A 16,874-nucleotide genomic window follows, 5' to 3' on the forward strand; every position below is an offset into this window, starting at 1 on the left:
GAGTCGTGCCGGTCATACCAAGCAGTTCTATCGAAGTTCCACCCCGTCGAGTTCGTAAAGATCCATACGCTTTTCGCTCAGAGCGTGGACATGCATACGTCAGGATCGAAAGAAGTACACCAGGCGGGTACATCACGGAAAGCGGTCGAACGAGAGATGCAATGATAGTTACATTTTTAAACAATTTAATTGGCAGCCCCAATTATCCAGACTGTTCATTTTTTGTATGGCGGAATTTCCGCGGAAGCACTTCGATCGGCGAAGACGTCGCCTGAGTTGTCTTCCTAGGTCGACAAACGGAATGTGATCCTGGCAAGTGACCATCCCCCTGTGAGGAGGGACGGTCGCGCGAAGTACTCGAACACGCACGCCGTTACTTGACAACGCTCTTGAACCGAACAGGGCGTCGCGAGGGTTCGTCACCCCCTCCAGTCGAGAGCATCCACCGTCGGATGTCGGTGGATAACGCGTGGTGTCGAGGTGATGTAGTCACGAGGTGACTAACTGATAAGAGGAGGAGTCGAAATATTTGTCATCGAAAAAATCCGATAGCAATTCGCAATGCTCACCTGGTTATCACGTTCACGACGCGACCTGGTGAGAGCGAATCCGCTTCCGGAAGTCAGCCAACTCGCAGGGCTTTGCCGCTGCGAACGGCGTAATGGCCTTGTTGGATTTTGCCGCGGCCGAGGCGGCAGCCAAAGCGCCTTCGGGCAGGTAGCCCGTTTCTTTTCGTGGAGCCTGAGGTACAGGGCTTCGAGTCTTCAAATAAATTCGAAGGATACTGGTAGTGTCACAAAAATTGAAAACTAATATTTCGCGAGCCATGCTCGCGGCTTGTGTTACTTTTTTGGTCGTGGGTTCGGTGCAAGCGCGCGGACACTATTCGCGATCGCAACATTCGCAAAGTTCGCAAACGTCCACATCAACGTCGACTGCCTCGACTACTTCGACTGCCTCGACAACCACGTCGTCGACCGCATCGGCAGCCGTACAATCGACACTGCTGCCTGCAAACACTTCGGCGAGCGCGGCCTTCTCGGGCTTGTCGAACGGTACATTGTCGGGCGCGACCAACGTCTCGAAAGTCAACGTTCACTCGCTGCTCTATCCGGGTAACACCACGAAGGTGCTGGTGCACTATCTACCCTGGTTCGACGGCGGTAACGACACGGGCGTCAACGTCAACTATTCGAATGCCAATCCGACTTACATCAATGCATTCTTCGCCGACATCGTAAGTCGCGGCGTCGACGGCGTGATGGTGGACTGGCAGGGGCAGACCGATATCAGCGACAAGGACTGGCTGGTTTCGCAACCGCTCATTCATAATTACACGACGCTGTCGGGCGACAAGCTGACGTTTGCGATCATGCTCGACGCAAACCTGCTGAACAACTACAGCGGAAGCAACCAGACCAAGGTGCTGTCCGCGCTGAGCTACATCAACTCGCATTACCTCAGCGACCCGTCGTATCTGACCTATAACGGCAAGCCGGTCGTCGGTGATTTCGGCTTGACGGCAGCAAGCGGTCTCGACTGGACGGCCATTCAGGCCGCGTACCCGAATATCCAGTTCGTGCATCTGGACAACGCGACGTCGCCTGATGGCTTCAGCATCGCCAAGAGCGGCGGCTCGTTCCTGTGGGTCAACCCGACCTCGCAAGATGTGTCGCCGCCGGATCTGTCGGGCATGGACGACTTCTTCACCCGCGCCAATCAGCACCCGACCGAAATTGCGATGGCCGGCGCATACAAGGGCTTCAATTCACAATACGCGTCGTGGGATGGTCAGGAGTATGTCGATCAACAATGCGGTCAGACGTGGCTGAACAGCTTCACCAAGATCAACCAGTATTACAACTCGGCGAAGCAGCTTCCCTTCCTGCAACTGGTGACCTGGGATGACTACTACGAGGGCACCCCGCTCGAGACGGGTGTCGACAACTGCCTGACGCTGAACACTTCGGTGAGCGGCCGCACGATCTCGGTTTCCCCTTCGAGCACGAGCACCCTGGATCATCTGGAGTTGTGGAGCTTCAACAACTCCGCGTGGAGCCAGGTGACCTACCCGGCCACCACGACCACGATCCCGGTAACCGCCGCGGGCACCTACTACGTCAAGGCCGTGGGCAAGCCGTTCATCAAGAACACCCTTTCTTCGGCCATCACGGTCAATTAAAAGTCGCGTTCGCGCCGCATGGCATCGAATGCTGCCATGCGGCACCTCGCGTGCTGGAATTGACTGCCGGCCAGGGTCTCCGGAGGGAAGTGCGCTGCGCAATGCAGCGCTTTTCAGTCTTCTTCCCTCCTTCAATAAAACAGGTAACAACAACGGCACACAACGGCGGAACGCGACGTGCGTACACGCGGGTTGAAACCCGGTTCAGTTACGCCACGCAGAAAGCGATTTCGTTGCCGCACTCACAATCGGCAAGCTGCCGCATTGTGTCGCAACCGACGAGCTTACAGCTACCTGACGGTTTTTCTATGTTCCGGTCTGTCCACTGCACTGACGTGCCACCCTCGACCAGATGACGACCCTTCTTTCCGACACGGCAAGACCCCCTGATTGATGCATGTCATGCGCCTACATAGCAGTTCGGTGCGGCGGCGCACAGAATGAAATCTCCTTTCGTACGACATTAGCTTCGTAACACCCGCGATTAGGAGAAAACAAACGTGGACCACACTTCACATGTACCATCCGTCGGGAGGATCGTACGGACAAAATTCTCTTGCGCCATTTGCGGAGCGGGTCCGTCGGGGATGGGCTTTTTGTTCCACGCTTTCAAAACGGGCAACCTGCCGGAGATCGCGAGAAATGGCCTTCTGATCATCGACAAACGCACCGAACTCGGCGCAGGCAAGCTTGGCGAGTATGTGAACGTCACCGGCAATACCGTCGGAAATACGTTTCTCGCTTGCCTCGAACATGAAAACTTCGAAGAGGTGTTTGCCGACCTCAGAGAAAACTCGCCGCTGCACAAGCGGATGGTCGAGGTGGCCGATGGGCCGCCGAATCTCGCCGACGCCGGTGCATTGCTTGCGCTGGCGACCGAACTGCTCCTTGCTTACCTGACGGCGCGTTACGACGTCACCGTGCTGCGCGGTCACGAGATCGACAAGATTCGACGCCTTGAAAACGGCGGCTTTGAAATCGAGTATCACGATGTGAATGATCCGACCGTGGTCAGTACGAAGTCGAGCGACACTGTCGTCATGAACCTTGGTGGACAGCAACACGTGAGCGAAATCGACCAGCTGTGCGAGGGGCTGGGGCTGCCGCCGCCGGACGCAGGCATCAGAACCTACGTGTCCGACGATGTGCTCAGCCTGACGACTCCGCAATTGATCAATGAGTTCACGCGCCACTTCTCACAGCAAGGAACAGGCCGTCCGAACCGGATTACGGTTATCGGTGGATCGCACAGCGCATTCACCGTTGTCGACCGCCTGGCGGTGGAACTAGGAAGCGAAGGCCTGGATGAAATTGTCGTGATTCATCGGTCACAGGTTCGTCTGTTTTTCGAAACGGTCGAGGAAGCACACGCCAATGGTTACGAGGTCGACGAAGAGAACGATGTCTGCCCTGTCACCAGGCGAGTCAACCGTGCCGGCGGTCTGCGTTATCGGGCCTTCGACATTGCGCGCTCAATCATGGCAAACGGCCATGTCCCCGCCACGAAACCGCGCGTCGAACTGATCGAGGCGGATTCGAGTGACGCCGCCCGGTCGCGCGCGCGCGAGTGCCTGAGAGAGTCGATCGCTGTCATTCACGGCGCCGGATATGGGCCCAACATGTCGATACTCGTCGATCATTGCGACCAGCCGATTTCGCTGCAGCTCGGCCAGGGCGGAGTGGTCTCCGACAGTTACGGATGCCCATTCGATGCCAGCGGCGAAGCAGTGCGGGGGCTGTTCTCGTTTGGACTGGGCTCGGGGTTCCGTCCGGACGAACAGATCCGGCGCGAGACCGGGTTCGAGGCGGCGTTCCGCGGCCGCATTTATGGTGTATGGGCGTTTCATCATGACTTCGGCGGCCGGGTCATGAATGGGGTGCTCGAGGCGCTGGCGACTATACCGTTCGCACGCGAAATAGAAGTTGTGCTGGACGAAAGCACCGTGATCCCGAATGCGCCAGTGCAGTTGGCGGCATACGACGGGTCCAGCTTTGCGATGTCGCCGCAAAGCTGAGCGTTGCCGTCGTCGATCAGCGGATGTGCAACGGGCTCCCTTGTTGCAAAACAGCTTGCGGGAGCCTGTTGCATTGTTCCCATTCGACGATTCACCGCCCGGCAGCGTCGCTGTTTCTCAGCGTGGCCGCGGTGCTTCGTCCACCGACCTCGTGGTCCGGTTCGCGACGAGGGCTCCCCTCATCCTTCCCCTCGATCTGAGTACATTCACGTTCAGTTCGTCGGCCATCGCGCCACAGTTGGTTTCTCGTGTTGCAGGACCCAAAACAGCAACCGCCTTTCTTCGCATGGATCATTGTGGGCTAGCGTACGGAGAATGACGACAACGACGAGCAGTATATGTCTGAGGGTTCACATGATGGGTCCATGAGGTAATCAGGACGCTGCTCGAACGCCCGCGGAGAAGCGCCGACTGAACGAAGATTCGTCAGCTATATGCCGCCGTTCGATCAAACGGCCCATACACATTATCTTCGCCAGGAATATCGATGAAACTATTCTCCATGCTAGCCGGACGCGAAGCAGCCAACCTGAATAAACCGATTCCGCAAGAAAGCATCGTGTCGAAGGCGACCAGCGGTGCCCGGATCGTGTGGTTCATGGGGCCTCGGCCCAGCAGCCTGACCGGAGTGGGTCAGCATAGTCTTGCGTTGGCCGCGGGTTTGCGGAAGTACACGAACTTCAGTGTCGAAACTGTCGACATCGATGCTCAACCTCGCTCGCTCAAGCGTTACTGGACTCAACTGGTGATGTATCCGTTGCACGCGATCCGCGTGGCGCGCTCATGCGACATGATCATCCTTTACCAGGAAGATCTGAGTTTCATGATTCCCATCATCCATCTCGCCGGCGGCCGGGTCTGCCTGATGTTTCATCACGTTCAAATTCCGGGACACGCTCGCGGCATCGTCGAAAAGCTCAAGTCGCTTTACGTCAAAACGCTCCTTCCGCTGGCCCCGAAAGCAGATCTCGTCCTCGTCGAAGCCGACTCGGCGGCCAAGGATCTGATAGAGGCCGCCCCCGTAAAGCCGGAGCTCGTGCAAATCGTACCCTGTCCATTCGAAGACAAATATGCACCGCTCGCGGCGGCGACACCGGATGAGACTCGCGCTCAGGCACGAGCGATCCTGAAACAGCGCCTTGGCCTCGAGATCGGCGACGCGCTGATGCTGCTCAATGTCGGTTCCGATGAAACCCGCAAGAACAACCTTACCGTGTTCCAGGCGCTGGCCAAACTGGCGCGCAAGGATCTGATAATCGTGCGGGTAGGCAAGGCTTTCAACGCCGCCAATCGAATGGAATGCAAGACGCTCGCCGAAACGTCCGGCGTGCGTGCTCACTTTGCCGACTCCGTATCCGAGGAAGACCTTGGATATTTTTATCAAGCCGCGGATATCTACGTTTCGGCGACGCTGCACGAAGGCTTCGGCCGCACCGTGATCGAGGCGCAGATGGCGGGAACACCCGTTATCGCATCGGACATTCCGGTCTTTCGGGGATCCATGGGTGACTCGTTCCTCGCTGTCGCAAACCCGACGAATCCGGACGAGTGGGCGGCGGCAATCAGCAGTCTCGCCGACTTTCCTTCCCGGAGGGACGAATTGAGGGAACGCGGCAAGACTAATGCATTGCAGTACTCGACAGACGTGGTGTCCGCCCGGTTGCATCACATTCTGCTTCGGGCGTTTCGAGGCTGAGAAGGCGGAAGAGGTGCGGGGAGTTTACGGAAGTACTCCCCCGCATTCGCAACTCATCTGACGGACCACCCACTTCGCCTTCCAGCCTTTGGCGTCCAGCGCATCGGCGACCTGTCAAAGCAGCGGGCACTACGATGCGCCGAACCCGATGGCAACGGAATCGCCCGCACCCGGGAATCGACGCCTGAAACGGAGTCCTTGCGCGAACGAGGTGGACGCGAGATTGCGCTCGTAGCTATACGCCTTATACGTAATCGCGCGTCCAGGTGTTGCTCAGAACCACGAAACCGCTATGCGCGCTTGCGCCCTTTCATCAACGACCACCAACGGCGTTTTAACCCATAGTAAAGTCGATGTGGATCGAGATTGTTCCGTCGCATCACGCGACGATACAAAGCGATCAATTTCCCCCTGCCCTGCAGCCATTTGGCTTCAATCTCGTCGCGCGTCGTTATGTGATCGAGCCAGTTGAACTCGCGGTATTCCGTTGCAACGGTAGCAGGGATATCGAAGACGACTACATATGCAAAGCGCGCGGTCTCGGTGACATTCGGTCCTGCACCATGCAACGTACGACCCAGGTGCACCGTGCACCCGCCGACGGGTATGGGACAGAAAACCGCGTCGTTGGGATCGAATCCGTCATAGCATTCGATTCCGTGTGAACGCTCCTTGCCCGGGAGTTTTCTGTGAGGCTGAACGCTCCACCGGTGCGAACCCGGAATAAAGCGAAGACAGCCGTTTTCGATTGTCGCCGGTTGCAGAGGTAGCCAGAAGCTCACCTCCTGGTAATTGAACCGCGGGTCGTGGAACGCTTCGTCCTGATGCCAGGGGGTTTCAGGGCCGGCTACCGGCGGTTTGTAGAAGAGGTGATCCCCTGCGAAGCGCGCCTGGGGACCCAAGATCTGCCTGGCGAGGACTTCGAGACGCTTGTGGTAATCCGTCCGGCGCAGCCGGGGATTGAAGTTGCTCGGCATGCTCAGTTGAGTGAGTCCGGTCGAGGCGAGAGGATTGTCGCCGACGAAGTCGAACAAAGCGCCCTCTCGCGCACCTTTCCCGGCGAAAATAAGCCGCTCACAGATGCCTTTCAACTCGGCAATTTCCTCCATGGAAGCGATATTCTCAAACGAACTGAAGCCGCGCTCCCAAAGATCATTAATCTGATCACTGACCAAACTGTTTTGCTTGATACGGTCGGGAAGGGAAAAATTTGTTTGCATGTCTCCTCTCCAAAGTAATCCGACCAGGTGTCGCTATCTTAGGATTAACCATTTTTGACATCTGTTCGATAACACCCATATCAGCGCTCCTGCACGGCCGCGCCGTATGGTTGACGTACTTTAAAACGGTGTGGGCGGTTGCCGCCTCGCAATAACAGATGCGCAGGCTTCGACCTTCATCCTTTTTCCCACACCGCGATAAAACCTCGAGACCGTCGAACACCAGCGCCGGCTCCTGTTCGTCACCGCGACCCGGTAGTCTTTCGCGGGATCGTTGCGGAGCAGCTCGTACCGGTGCCGAACGCGTTACGACGCGCCGGTATCTGCCGGGTTAATCACATAACTCTTCGCATTTCGCTCGCCCATATTTCTCAAAGCGCGAAGGATTTTCTTTTCGATTAACACGTGCACCAACCCGCCCGCAAGCACGCTGGCAAAGACAGCAAGGATCATGTAAGCCACCCCGGCCGACCCGCCACTCAATTTCAATATCTTATATATCACCAGATACGCGAGGTTCAGGGAAAAGAAATGCGATAGATAGATGGAGTAAGAGGCATCGCCTAAAAATTTTTGCGCGAGAACAATAAACGTGGGACACCATTTTTCGAAGGACCCCTCCAGTCCAAGAACGACTGAAACGATGGTCACCGCCGGCAATCCGAAATAGATCGACCGACGGTCGGGCAGGCCGTAATAGTCGAAGATCAGGAAGGCGACCAGCGCGACCCCACCGACCGCAAACAGAGCTGCCTTTTTATCCACCAACCTGAACAGGATCGTACCGACGAGGAATTCCGCCCAGAAATCGTTGAAGATGAACTGTGCATAAAAATTCTTCGATACGATGAAAGACAAGCCCCACAGCATCGCGAGCGCAACGGCGATCGGCCGGCCGGGCATCCTCGCCGTCAGCGCAAATACAAAGTAAAAAAGAAGCTCGTACGAGAGCGTCCACCCCACCATGAGCAGCAAGGAGTGACTGGGCTCGGGAATCAACAGGTAAGAGGTGACAATTCCCGGCGGAAGCTCCGTATGCGTAAATGCCAGCTTTGGAAGAGCGATGAGCGCGCACAAAGCGATGGTAGTAAACAACCAGTCATCGGTAAAATTCTTATCGCCCGCCGGGCCATGAACGACGGCATGTGAAATTCCTTGCCGGCGGTGATGTACGACATGATGAAGCCGGAGATAATAAAGAATATCTCCACACCAAATTGCCCAAACTCAAAAAAATTAAACGGATAATCCCCTGAAACCACGCCTTTCTTTGCAATATGATAGAGGACGACAACAAGCGCGGCCAGCCCTCGAAGGATCTGGATTGAAATCATTTTTATATTCCTTAATTTTAATTTTCTAGCCTGTCCGGTTGATACACCTGCTCCTTCCCCGCCGCACCGGAATTTCCAACATAGACATCTAAAACAACGACCACGTGAGGCCTGCCTGTCAGGCCGCGCTTGCAAAAAATCGCTTTCGCTACGACAACATGCTCTTCCCGGCGGCAATAAGTCCGTGCGTTGCCGGACATCTACCGTCAGTAATGTGACCGGCCGCGTTCAGCAAGCGATACCAGCGCGCAGTACCAACACCCTGCTCATCGATCGGGAAGGCGACAATCCTGAAACGGCTAACGCCCCGCATACTGTCGAGTGCGGGGCGTTCTGCTTACGGGATTGGTTTTCTTGCCTCGTGTAAAGATGGAAAACCGACTTTAAAACTTCACCGAGAGATACTCGCCTGTTTCCCCGGCTGCTTTGCAGGGGTACCGCGCTGCACGACCTCTATCGCAATTGCTGACATTTGGCCTTCGCCCATAACGACGTTTGTCTCCGTCTCCGGAACGTACATGGGGCGCAGCAGATCACCCCAACGCCGCGCAAACACCGGCATGCTGAAATTGCGTTCGCAGAAAGCCGCAAACCGCGTCGCCGCCTCCATCACTTCATTCAGATCTTCAAGAGGATTGTGGAGGAAACGATGCAGTCTTCCTTCGTCCATTGCCAGCGCCGCATCTTCGAAATTCAGACCTTCGTACGCGGCGTCGTTGCCAACCGGAACGCAGCCGAACGAGACGGCCTCCAGTACTTTCGACTTGATGCCGCCGCGCAGGAATGTCGGGCATAGGGCAATCGAGTTAGGGGCATAGACTTCATCGAGCGTCTTTGCAAAGCCGGCGAACACGACGTTCGGCACAGGTTCGTATTGACGCGACATACGCCCGTAAATGACCAATGGCAGGCTCAACTGGAGCTTTTTCCATGACGCCACCAGGTACTCGATTGCGAGTCGGTTCTGCAACTGGCTGTCCGCGCCGACGAATACGAACCGAACCGGATCGACGGGCCGCGCCACCGGCTTGACCGCATCGACTGGTGGTGCAATCACATGCACCCGCTTTTTCATCGCGTCGGGAAGGATACGCTCCAATGCGTCGGCGTCCGTCGTCGAAACCAGCGTCACCGCATTCGACGAAGCCGTCGCCCGCCGCTCATGGCCTTTCAGCGCATATTCCTCATATCTGAGCAGCATATTGCGGGCGAATCGCGAATTGATCAGCGAGACGAGTGCTGGCGGAATCGACTTCGCAAGGTAGCCCACGGATAACGCGAAATTGCCGGTCCTCAGGATATTGGCACGTCGCGACATCAGGTCGTCCAGATCACTGATGATGTGGCTCGACGGATAGCGTCGGCGAACGAATGCGGCATAGTCGACCATCCGGATGCCGTCGAAATAGATGACATCGGGCTTATAGTCTTCAATCGCCTCGATAAGCCGCCTCTTTCCATCGACACTGGCGAACATGGCGACTTGCAATGCGCAAGGACTGGCTGTAGCCAGGCCTACGACGATTCTGAGAGCCGCGCGCAGCTTCGAAACGAGCTTGCCCGCTTCGAATACGGACTGAATCTTGAGTTCGCGCACATCAGCATTCATGCCGATCGCCTTGCGAATGAAGCTCAACGTGCGTTCACGCCCATTAGACGCAGCCGGGGGGATATCCCGGGTCATTACCATCAGTACGCGCTTTCTCATGAGGCCTCCAAACGGAGATAGTTCTTGAATCATTCCAATGGGCTAGCCAGATCGACCGTTAAGCTCGTCAAACCCCGGTATCAGCTTCGAGCGTCCCGGTCGACTTCGATCACACCCACGCCTGCCTCCTGCTGATCCTGTCTCGCGGCGGCCCGCAGGACCGCTTCGAACTGCTGCAGCTGTCGCGGCGGCAGGAAGTGATTACGCCGGTCGTGGCAACGGCGGGCGATGTCATGGTAGAAAGCCGGGTCGTCGATAAATCGGCGGATAAGCGCTCCGAGTGCCGCGACGTCGCCTCGCGGGACGGTCAATTCGGGAAAGGCACTGAACACCTCGGGCAATCCGCCGGAAGTGAACGCGATGGATGGCTTGAAAAATTCCCAAGGCTCGAATGCCACCATGCCGAACGGTTCGTTCCACATCGACGTAACGACCACGAGATCGACAAGTGGATAAAAGTCTTTCGCTGGAATGAAGCCATAGCGCACGACCCGCAGATCGGGGTACTCCGAGATCAGTTGATCCAGAATCTGTTCGTTGTCCCGGCCCGCGATATGGAGTTCGAGGTTGCCCGTGTGCGCCGCGGCCGCGCCTGCAAAAAACTCGCGGATACCTTTCGTCGCGTCGGTACGGCCGATAAAACCAAGCCGGAACGGCTTGCGCGGCTCGGCGGGCATCGAAGGAACGGCGCTGAACGGTTGCCGCGCGTTATGAATGACGCAGGGCTGCGCGGCGCCGAAAAAGCTTTGCCGTCGATGGCGTTCCAGCACGAAGTCGCTGACTCCGACCACATGTCCTACGAGCCGTGAGAACCACGCCTTCGGAGCCGAAACGGTCCGGCATCCGTTACACGCCTGCTCACATGCGCGGCCGTCGCGGAACATCGTCGAGGTCGGACAAATCAACCAATAGTCATGCAGTACATGCACGACGGGAATCCGCAGGCACCATGCGGCGAGCCATATGGCCGGTCCCATGCCCTTGAGGTTGTTCGTGCACAGCACGTCGATATCGAGGCGCCGCAAATGGCGCAATGCGTAGAAGAATACGAGCGGGTTGAACGTATCCAGTGCGCCGAACAAGGCCTTTTTCAGCCCGCTGCGCTCGGCGTGCGAGAACTGGTTGTAGATGTTCGTATTCGGCATGCTGTGCACGCGAAGACCATCCACGACCGCTGTTTCAGCCGAGCGCGAATCCGACAGCGTGAAAATGGAAACGTCATGACCCCGGTCACGAAGCTGAACCGCGAGATCGTAGACGACCACCTCGGTGCCGCCGACAACATGCGGCGGAAACCGGTTATTGCAGAGGCAGACCTTCATTGCGCCACCTTTAAACGTTGCCTCTGTCCGAACACGGCAGCCCAGAACAGCACGATTGACAGGGCCGTCCCCGTCGCCGGCGCATACATCATGAGATCCGTCGGCATCACGAACGGCGCCACGCCGATCGCGGCGATAGTCACGAGCAATTTAATGGTCATCAGCCGGTAATGCCGCGCGGCGATCAGCCACGTCGTGAGCCCGGCGTCCACGAACGTCGCAATCGAGCATGCGGTGCCGAAAATCATCACGGGGATGCCGGCTTCGAACGCGGGTCCATAGATCACGAGGAACACCGTGCGCCCGATGAACAGGCTGCCGACCAGCGCCACCGCGGCGATCACCGCCAGATACGCGCTGAGCTTGATCGCCTTGCTGCGAAGCTGGTCCTCGCCGCGCGCGACGAACACCATGGCCGGCGCAAGTGCTAGCGCGAGCGTCGTACCCACGGAGTTCCACTGTTCGACGAGCGACGCCGCGGCCGAATAGATGCCGAGATCCGTCCTCGACATCAGCGTGCCCAGCAACAGCCGGTCCATCCGCAACACCAGCACGCTCGCGGCAATCGCCGGCCACATCCTGAGTCCGCGAACGATCAGCGTTCGTTTGATCGTTTCCGAACCGTGCAGGGACGGTGGCCGATTGAACGCGAGTGTCCGATAGCGGCTGAACGGCGCGGCAGCGGCCACGTAAGCTTCGAGCGGCCATGCAAACGACGCGATGACCGCGCCGACCGACGCGTGAGCGGCGCCCAGCAGCCACAGCACCCGCACGCCGCTCGCGTACGCCTTGGCTCGCGTGATGACCCAGGGCTTGGTTTCCGCATAAGCCATCAGCGAGCCGAGCGCGATGGGTTCGCACAGCATCACCAGTCCGGCGATCAGCATCAATGCGTTGTTCGAGGACTGCGTCAGCAACGCGACGACGGCCAGAAACAGCAGCGTCACGCTGAGCGTCGAACCCAGACGCAAGCGGAACGCACGATAGAACACGAGGTGCCGCAGCCGCGGATGTCTGCCGAAAATCGGCGAGACGGCTTGAGCGCTGAAGATCAACGCGGCGCTGCTGACGACATACGCGAGCGACAACGCGAACTGCAATTCGCCGAAGAAGCGGGCGCCGTACAGCGTGGCGAACAGGTGATTGCTCGCGACCGCCGCGAGCGCGCCGATTGCCTTTTCGCACACTACGCCGGACAGCGATGAAAACAGCAAGGTTCGAAAAGATTTCACTCTGCCACCAGCCGTTTCAGTTTGATCGGCGAGGCCCGCGAATCAACCAGCACCCACCAAAGGAACGTCATCGCCACGTAAAACAGCGCGCGAACACTGAAGAAAGACCAATAGTCGCCTTGCTGGATTCCGGAGCTCGCGTAACTCAGCAGCTTCACGACCAGCCAGAGCATGACCACACCGCCACGCAACGCGAACACGATCTGCAATGCGCAAAGCGCCCCGTATATCACGCCCGTGAACGCGACGAACAGCGCGCCGCCGACGAGACCAAACCAGAATACGGGGACCGCCATCTGCCCCATCGTGAAGGAGACGTCGTCTTTTATATACGCGGAGATCAGATGCGGTTCGCCGTACGCGACCATCACGTCGCTCAGGCCGCTGAAGCCGAAGCTGTCGTCGAAGCCGGGCTGTTTCATCGACAGCAGCGACCTGGCGAAACGCCAGAAGGCCGGCGCTCCGCCCAGCGGAGGCGGGGTGAACAGATGCGCGTCGTAGTCGACCACGTACCAGACCTGCCCTTGCAATAGCGAGCGGTCCGTCAACGTGTTTTGCACATCGAGCCCCTGCCCCTGGTAGGCGGAAAATACCGAAACGATACCGATGATCAGCGCGACGCCGCCCCCGATTGCCATATACCGCAGGACCGGCTTGCCTCTCATCAGCAGCACCGCGACGATCGGGGCAAGGACCGTGAGACCGAAGTGCAGCACGGACATGAACTGCTCGCCGTGCAGGATGTAGAGATTCGTCGTCGCAATGATCAGCACGATCGAAAACCATTTGACCGCGGGGTTCTTGCTGGTGGCGAGCGCGCCGAGAATCAGCGCAAGAAAGGTCTGGTTGTTCAGGAACGTGTTGAACAACACACTATCGGTCCCGGTACTTTCGTTCCGGATGGTGTACCGGTTCACGCCGTCGAGCAGCGCGAAACCCTGCGTCAGTCCGGCTGCCACGCCAGCGCCGATAATCGCGAGCGCCAGCGTGAATCCCAGCACCACGCTGCGCGTTTCGACGGTGATCAGCGCGACCGGCACCTCCGGATCGCGGATGTTCAACGAGCGGTTAAAGCCGTAGAGCGCGCAACTGACGAAGACGACATAGAAAAGCAGGAGGCGGCTAAAAGCACCGTTCGCTTCGCCCCGGACTCCCGTTTCGATCATCAGACCGCCCGCCTCGATGCCGATGCCGGCGACGAAGGCAGTCATCCCGATCATCATGAAATACAGCATCGACACCGAAAAGAGCGGTCGCGTCGCGACCAGATAAATGACCGCGAGCGCCGCCAGCACGAAAGTCCACGTCGCGCTCGCCTGCGCGTAGCCGAGATATGGCAGCGCCGTGTTGAACAGCAACGCGACCAGGGCCACGACCGGGACGATCAGATGGGTCAGGGAAATGGTCGGCTCGCTGGCCTGTCGGATTTGCATGGCCCGTCCGGTTTTCATTTTGCAAACGTGTGCTTGCCGTCGGCAGCGTCAGTGCCGGTCAGCGAACGGGATTGCGCGGGAATGGCGATCATCCCGGCATCGAATCCCGCGCTCCTGTTCAAGGCCTGAACAGATGTCGGGCCATGCTGATGGCTCACACCGCTCCAGTTGCTCGAGCGCGGGCTCATGAACCAGACGACTCGCGGATCGCCACTCGCATCCGGAACCGCGCGCCGTGACGAATTCTGGTTGCCCAGTCGCCTGGTTACCGGTCCTGTCAGCATCGAAAAAAGTCCCATGTGTATCCCCGATTACGACAATGCGCGTCTTATCGTGTGATTAACCCGAAGTTGCCGGGTAACCGTGGACGCTTATTCAGCTCTGCTCGGACATGTACCGGTAAGCATTCGAGTAATACCCGTAACGCAGCGGCGAAGGGGTAAAGCCGTTGAACACGAGGCCATCGACAGTCGTGCCGACCTTTGCGAGCCGCGACATGGATTCGGCGACCTCCGCATAGCTCACTTCTCCTTGCCGCGCGACGAAGAGCGTCATGTCCGCGAATCTCGACACGGCAGCCGCATCGAGCACCGGAAGAACCGGTGGAGAATCGACGATCACGACGTCGTACTCCTCTCGCAGCGACGCGATCACCGGGCCGAAGTTGTCGGCGCTCAACAGCTTGGCCGCCTTGGTCGTTTTCTTGCCGGCCGGCAACGCGTGGAAATTGTCGGTCGGCTTGGCAATCACGTCGGCCGAATCGAGCGTGCCCTCGAGGACCCCGGACAAACCGTTGCTGGTATTGCCGCCAAGGTAGCGATGGACCTTGGACTTGCGCATATCCGCATCCAGCAGCAAGGTCTTGAGTCCCTTTTCGGCCAGCAGATACGCGAGGTTGGCCGAGATCAACGACTTGCCCTGGTTGGGCACCGCCGACGTGATCAGCACGACCTTGCCATCCCCCTTCTCGGCAAGCGAGCACTGCACCGCCAGCGCAAGACTTTCCATCGCTTCGATAATCGGCGTTTCCGTTTCCTCCGCGCTGATCAGGAAGGTATGTCCCGGCTTGTTTGCCGCTATTTGCTGGGCCGGTGAAATCGGCAGGATACCGAGCGTATCGATGCCGACGACCTCTTCCAGCCGCTTCGGGTCACGAATCCGGCCCGAACCGAATGCCTTGAGTTGCACGGCAATGAAGCCGAACAGCGCGCCCGCCACGCCGCCCAGGGCCAGCGCGAGCATCACGTTCGGACGGCTCGGCTTTTCCGCCACTTCCGCGTAATCAACGATCGACGCGTTGCCGCCATTGCTTGCAGTAGCGATCTGCAACTGCTGCGCGTTGTTCATGAGGCCCACATACAACTGGTTCTCGACATCGACATCCCGCGAGAGCCGCAGGTATTCCTGCTGCAGGCCCGGCAGTTGCGCGATGCGCTCAGACAGTTGATGCGACGCGGCGTCGAGTTGCTTGAGCTTTCCCAGTACCGCATCGAGCGGCGCCTGACCGAGCTGGTACTTGGTCCGCATGTCCTGGTAAGTCAGGTTGGTTTCCAGTTTGGCCTTCTCGATCGCCGCGGACTGGTCGAGCAACACCTTGATTTCGCCGCTCACATCGATGCTGCCCTGATGCAGGCGAAACGCGTTGAGTGCCTCTTCCGCTTTTTGCAGCCGCGCACGGACAGTCGGGATCTGCGCGTTCAGGAAGCTCAGGCTGCGTTCGGAATCCTGGGCACGGCGCGTGACGTTGCTCGTCAGATACGCGTCGGCAATCGCGTTGACGAGACGTGCGGCATAGAACGGGTTGCTGTCGCCGTATTCCAGCTCGAAGACGCCCGAATCCCGCTTGGTCTCGGCGACGTTGAGCTTCTTGATGATCCGGTCGACGGTCGCCTGCGTCGCATGCCTCACAAGGCCGAATTCGGTGCCCGGACGCGCCGCCACCGCCTTGACGAGCATCCGGTAGTCGCCCGAGACGGCGAGCTGGCCGACCTTCCCGCTCAGCACCTTGTTGCCGTTGCGATCCTGCAACGTCCAATTGCCGTTGCCGTCATACACGAACTCATGCTGCTTGCCCATCTGAGCCGCGGGAACATCGAACGAGCCGAGCGTCAGGTTTTCACCGCCCCATGCCCAGTGCGTCAGGCCGAGCGGCGCGCTGACGAGTCCGTCGGGGCTGCGCGGCAGGATCGTGGCGAGCCAGCGGCCCAGTATCGGGAACGTGTTCCTGACCGTAACGGTCGTCTCCGCGGCCGCTGCTTCGACTGCCTGCGTAACGACGGTCCGCGAACGCGCGACGTCGATCTCGCCGAGAATCGGGGAGCCGTTGACGTCGAGCGCGCGCGTCACCGTGGACAAAGCGCCCAACGCACTGCTCTTCTTGTCCTCAATCTGGATCAATGCGTTTGCCGAATACATCGGCGAGGCAAACAGCACATATACGCATCCGAGCAGCAGTCCCGACAAAAGGACGCTGAAAAACAGATTGCGATAAGTCAGAATATTTTCCAGCACGTCGAACGCCGAAAACGCCGACGCGTCCTGAACAATAGCGGAGCTTCGCCCGCGACCGACATCGTTACGCATATGCAAACTCCAATTATTGAAAACGCTATTTGGCGTCGGGCAGGCACCGCCTGGCGGTGCTCGGAACGCCAGGATTTGCGTTCCTATGCGTCCGGCAGATAAAACTGACAGTAAAAGGCCCTATTGGACTGGAATGCCCCCCGCCCGCG

12 protein-coding genes are annotated in these 16,874 nt (G+C 58.4%); 3 read left to right on the top strand and 9 right to left on the bottom strand.

The features are described 5' to 3' along the window. Positions 1-1,045: 1,045 nt before the first annotated feature. The 3 genes from QM685_RS10880 (at position 1,046) to QM685_RS10890 (ending at position 5,893) form a co-directional block, all read left to right on the top strand. A complete protein-coding gene (locus QM685_RS10880; protein WP_415115618.1) occupies positions 1,046-2,182 on the top strand; it encodes a hypothetical protein in 1,137 nt (378 codons plus the stop codon). Positions 2,183-2,769: 587 nt separating this feature from the next. Next, positions 2,770-4,197, top strand: coding sequence for a hypothetical protein (locus tag QM685_RS10885; RefSeq protein ID WP_415115620.1), 1,428 nt, complete (start codon positions 2,770-2,772; stop codon positions 4,195-4,197). A 487-nt stretch (positions 4,198-4,684) separates the two neighbouring features. Continuing rightward, positions 4,685-5,893 carry a glycosyltransferase gene (locus tag QM685_RS10890; protein ID WP_415115622.1) on the top strand — a complete coding sequence of 403 codons (1,209 nt, stop codon included), beginning with the start codon at positions 4,685-4,687 and terminating at the stop codon, positions 5,891-5,893. A 290-nt stretch (positions 5,894-6,183) separates the two neighbouring features. Here the strand turns inward: QM685_RS10890 and QM685_RS10895 are convergent, their stop codons facing one another. The 9 genes from QM685_RS10895 to QM685_RS10935 form a co-directional block, all read right to left on the bottom strand. Further along, a complete protein-coding gene (locus QM685_RS10895; protein ID WP_415115624.1) occupies positions 6,184-7,113 on the bottom strand; it encodes a phytanoyl-CoA dioxygenase family protein in 930 nt (309 codons plus the stop codon). 306 nt (positions 7,114-7,419) lie between these two features. After that, a complete protein-coding gene (locus QM685_RS10900; protein WP_415115626.1) occupies positions 7,420-8,088 on the bottom strand; it encodes an acyltransferase family protein in 669 nt (222 codons plus the stop codon). 20 nt (positions 8,089-8,108) lie between these two features. After that, positions 8,109-8,447, bottom strand: coding sequence for an acyltransferase family protein (locus QM685_RS10905; RefSeq protein WP_415115628.1), 339 nt, complete (start codon positions 8,445-8,447; stop codon positions 8,109-8,111). 391 nt (positions 8,448-8,838) lie between these two features. Beyond that, the gene (locus QM685_RS10910; RefSeq protein ID WP_415115630.1) at positions 8,839-10,155 is read right to left on the bottom strand and encodes a glycosyltransferase; all 1,317 of its coding nucleotides are present in this window, start codon (positions 10,153-10,155) and stop codon (positions 8,839-8,841) included. 80 nt (positions 10,156-10,235) lie between these two features. Continuing rightward, a complete protein-coding gene (locus QM685_RS10915) occupies positions 10,236-11,477 on the bottom strand; it encodes a glycosyltransferase (RefSeq protein WP_415115632.1) in 1,242 nt (413 codons plus the stop codon). Further along, positions 11,474-12,709, bottom strand: coding sequence for a lipopolysaccharide biosynthesis protein (locus tag QM685_RS10920; RefSeq protein ID WP_415115634.1), 1,236 nt, complete (start codon positions 12,707-12,709; stop codon positions 11,474-11,476). The genes QM685_RS10915 and QM685_RS10920 overlap by 4 nt, the downstream gene beginning before the upstream one ends. Further along, positions 12,706-14,142, bottom strand: a complete 1,437-nt coding sequence (locus QM685_RS10925) for a DUF6418 domain-containing protein (RefSeq protein ID WP_415115636.1) — start codon at positions 14,140-14,142, stop codon at positions 12,706-12,708. Before QM685_RS10925 ends, QM685_RS10920 begins: the two co-directional genes overlap by 4 nt. Positions 14,143-14,156: 14 nt before the next feature. Further along, a complete protein-coding gene (locus QM685_RS10930; RefSeq protein ID WP_415115638.1) occupies positions 14,157-14,426 on the bottom strand; it encodes a hypothetical protein in 270 nt (89 codons plus the stop codon). Between the two features lie 91 nt (positions 14,427-14,517). Further along, complete coding sequence (locus QM685_RS10935) at positions 14,518-16,725, bottom strand: polysaccharide biosynthesis tyrosine autokinase (RefSeq protein ID WP_415115640.1); 2,208 nt, start codon at positions 16,723-16,725, stop codon at positions 14,518-14,520. Positions 16,726-16,874: the final 149 nt, after the last annotated feature.

It is taken from the genome of Paraburkholderia sp., assembly GCF_047605525.1.
GTDB lineage: Bacteria > Pseudomonadota > Gammaproteobacteria > Burkholderiales > Burkholderiaceae > Paraburkholderia.

Coding starts and splice junctions, on each gene's coding strand:
- QM685_RS10915 (WP_415115632.1), bottom strand. CDS start 11,477: ATGAAGGTCTGCCTCTGCAATAACCGGTTTCCGCCGCATGTTGTCGGC.
- QM685_RS10930 (WP_415115638.1), bottom strand. CDS start 14,426: ATGCTGACAGGACCGGTAACCAGGCGACTGGGCAACCAGAATTCGTCA.
- QM685_RS10910 (WP_415115630.1), bottom strand. CDS start 10,155: ATGAGAAAGCGCGTACTGATGGTAATGACCCGGGATATCCCCCCGGCT.
- QM685_RS10905 (WP_415115628.1), bottom strand. CDS start 8,447: ATGATTTCAATCCAGATCCTTCGAGGGCTGGCCGCGCTTGTTGTCGTC.
- QM685_RS10925 (WP_415115636.1), bottom strand. CDS start 14,142: ATGCAAATCCGACAGGCCAGCGAGCCGACCATTTCCCTGACCCATCTG.
- QM685_RS10935 (WP_415115640.1), bottom strand. CDS start 16,725: ATGCGTAACGATGTCGGTCGCGGGCGAAGCTCCGCTATTGTTCAGGAC.
- QM685_RS10890 (WP_415115622.1), top strand. CDS start 4,685: ATGAAACTATTCTCCATGCTAGCCGGACGCGAAGCAGCCAACCTGAAT.
- QM685_RS10885 (WP_415115620.1), top strand. CDS start 2,770: ATGGGCTTTTTGTTCCACGCTTTCAAAACGGGCAACCTGCCGGAGATC.
- QM685_RS10895 (WP_415115624.1), bottom strand. CDS start 7,113: ATGCAAACAAATTTTTCCCTTCCCGACCGTATCAAGCAAAACAGTTTG.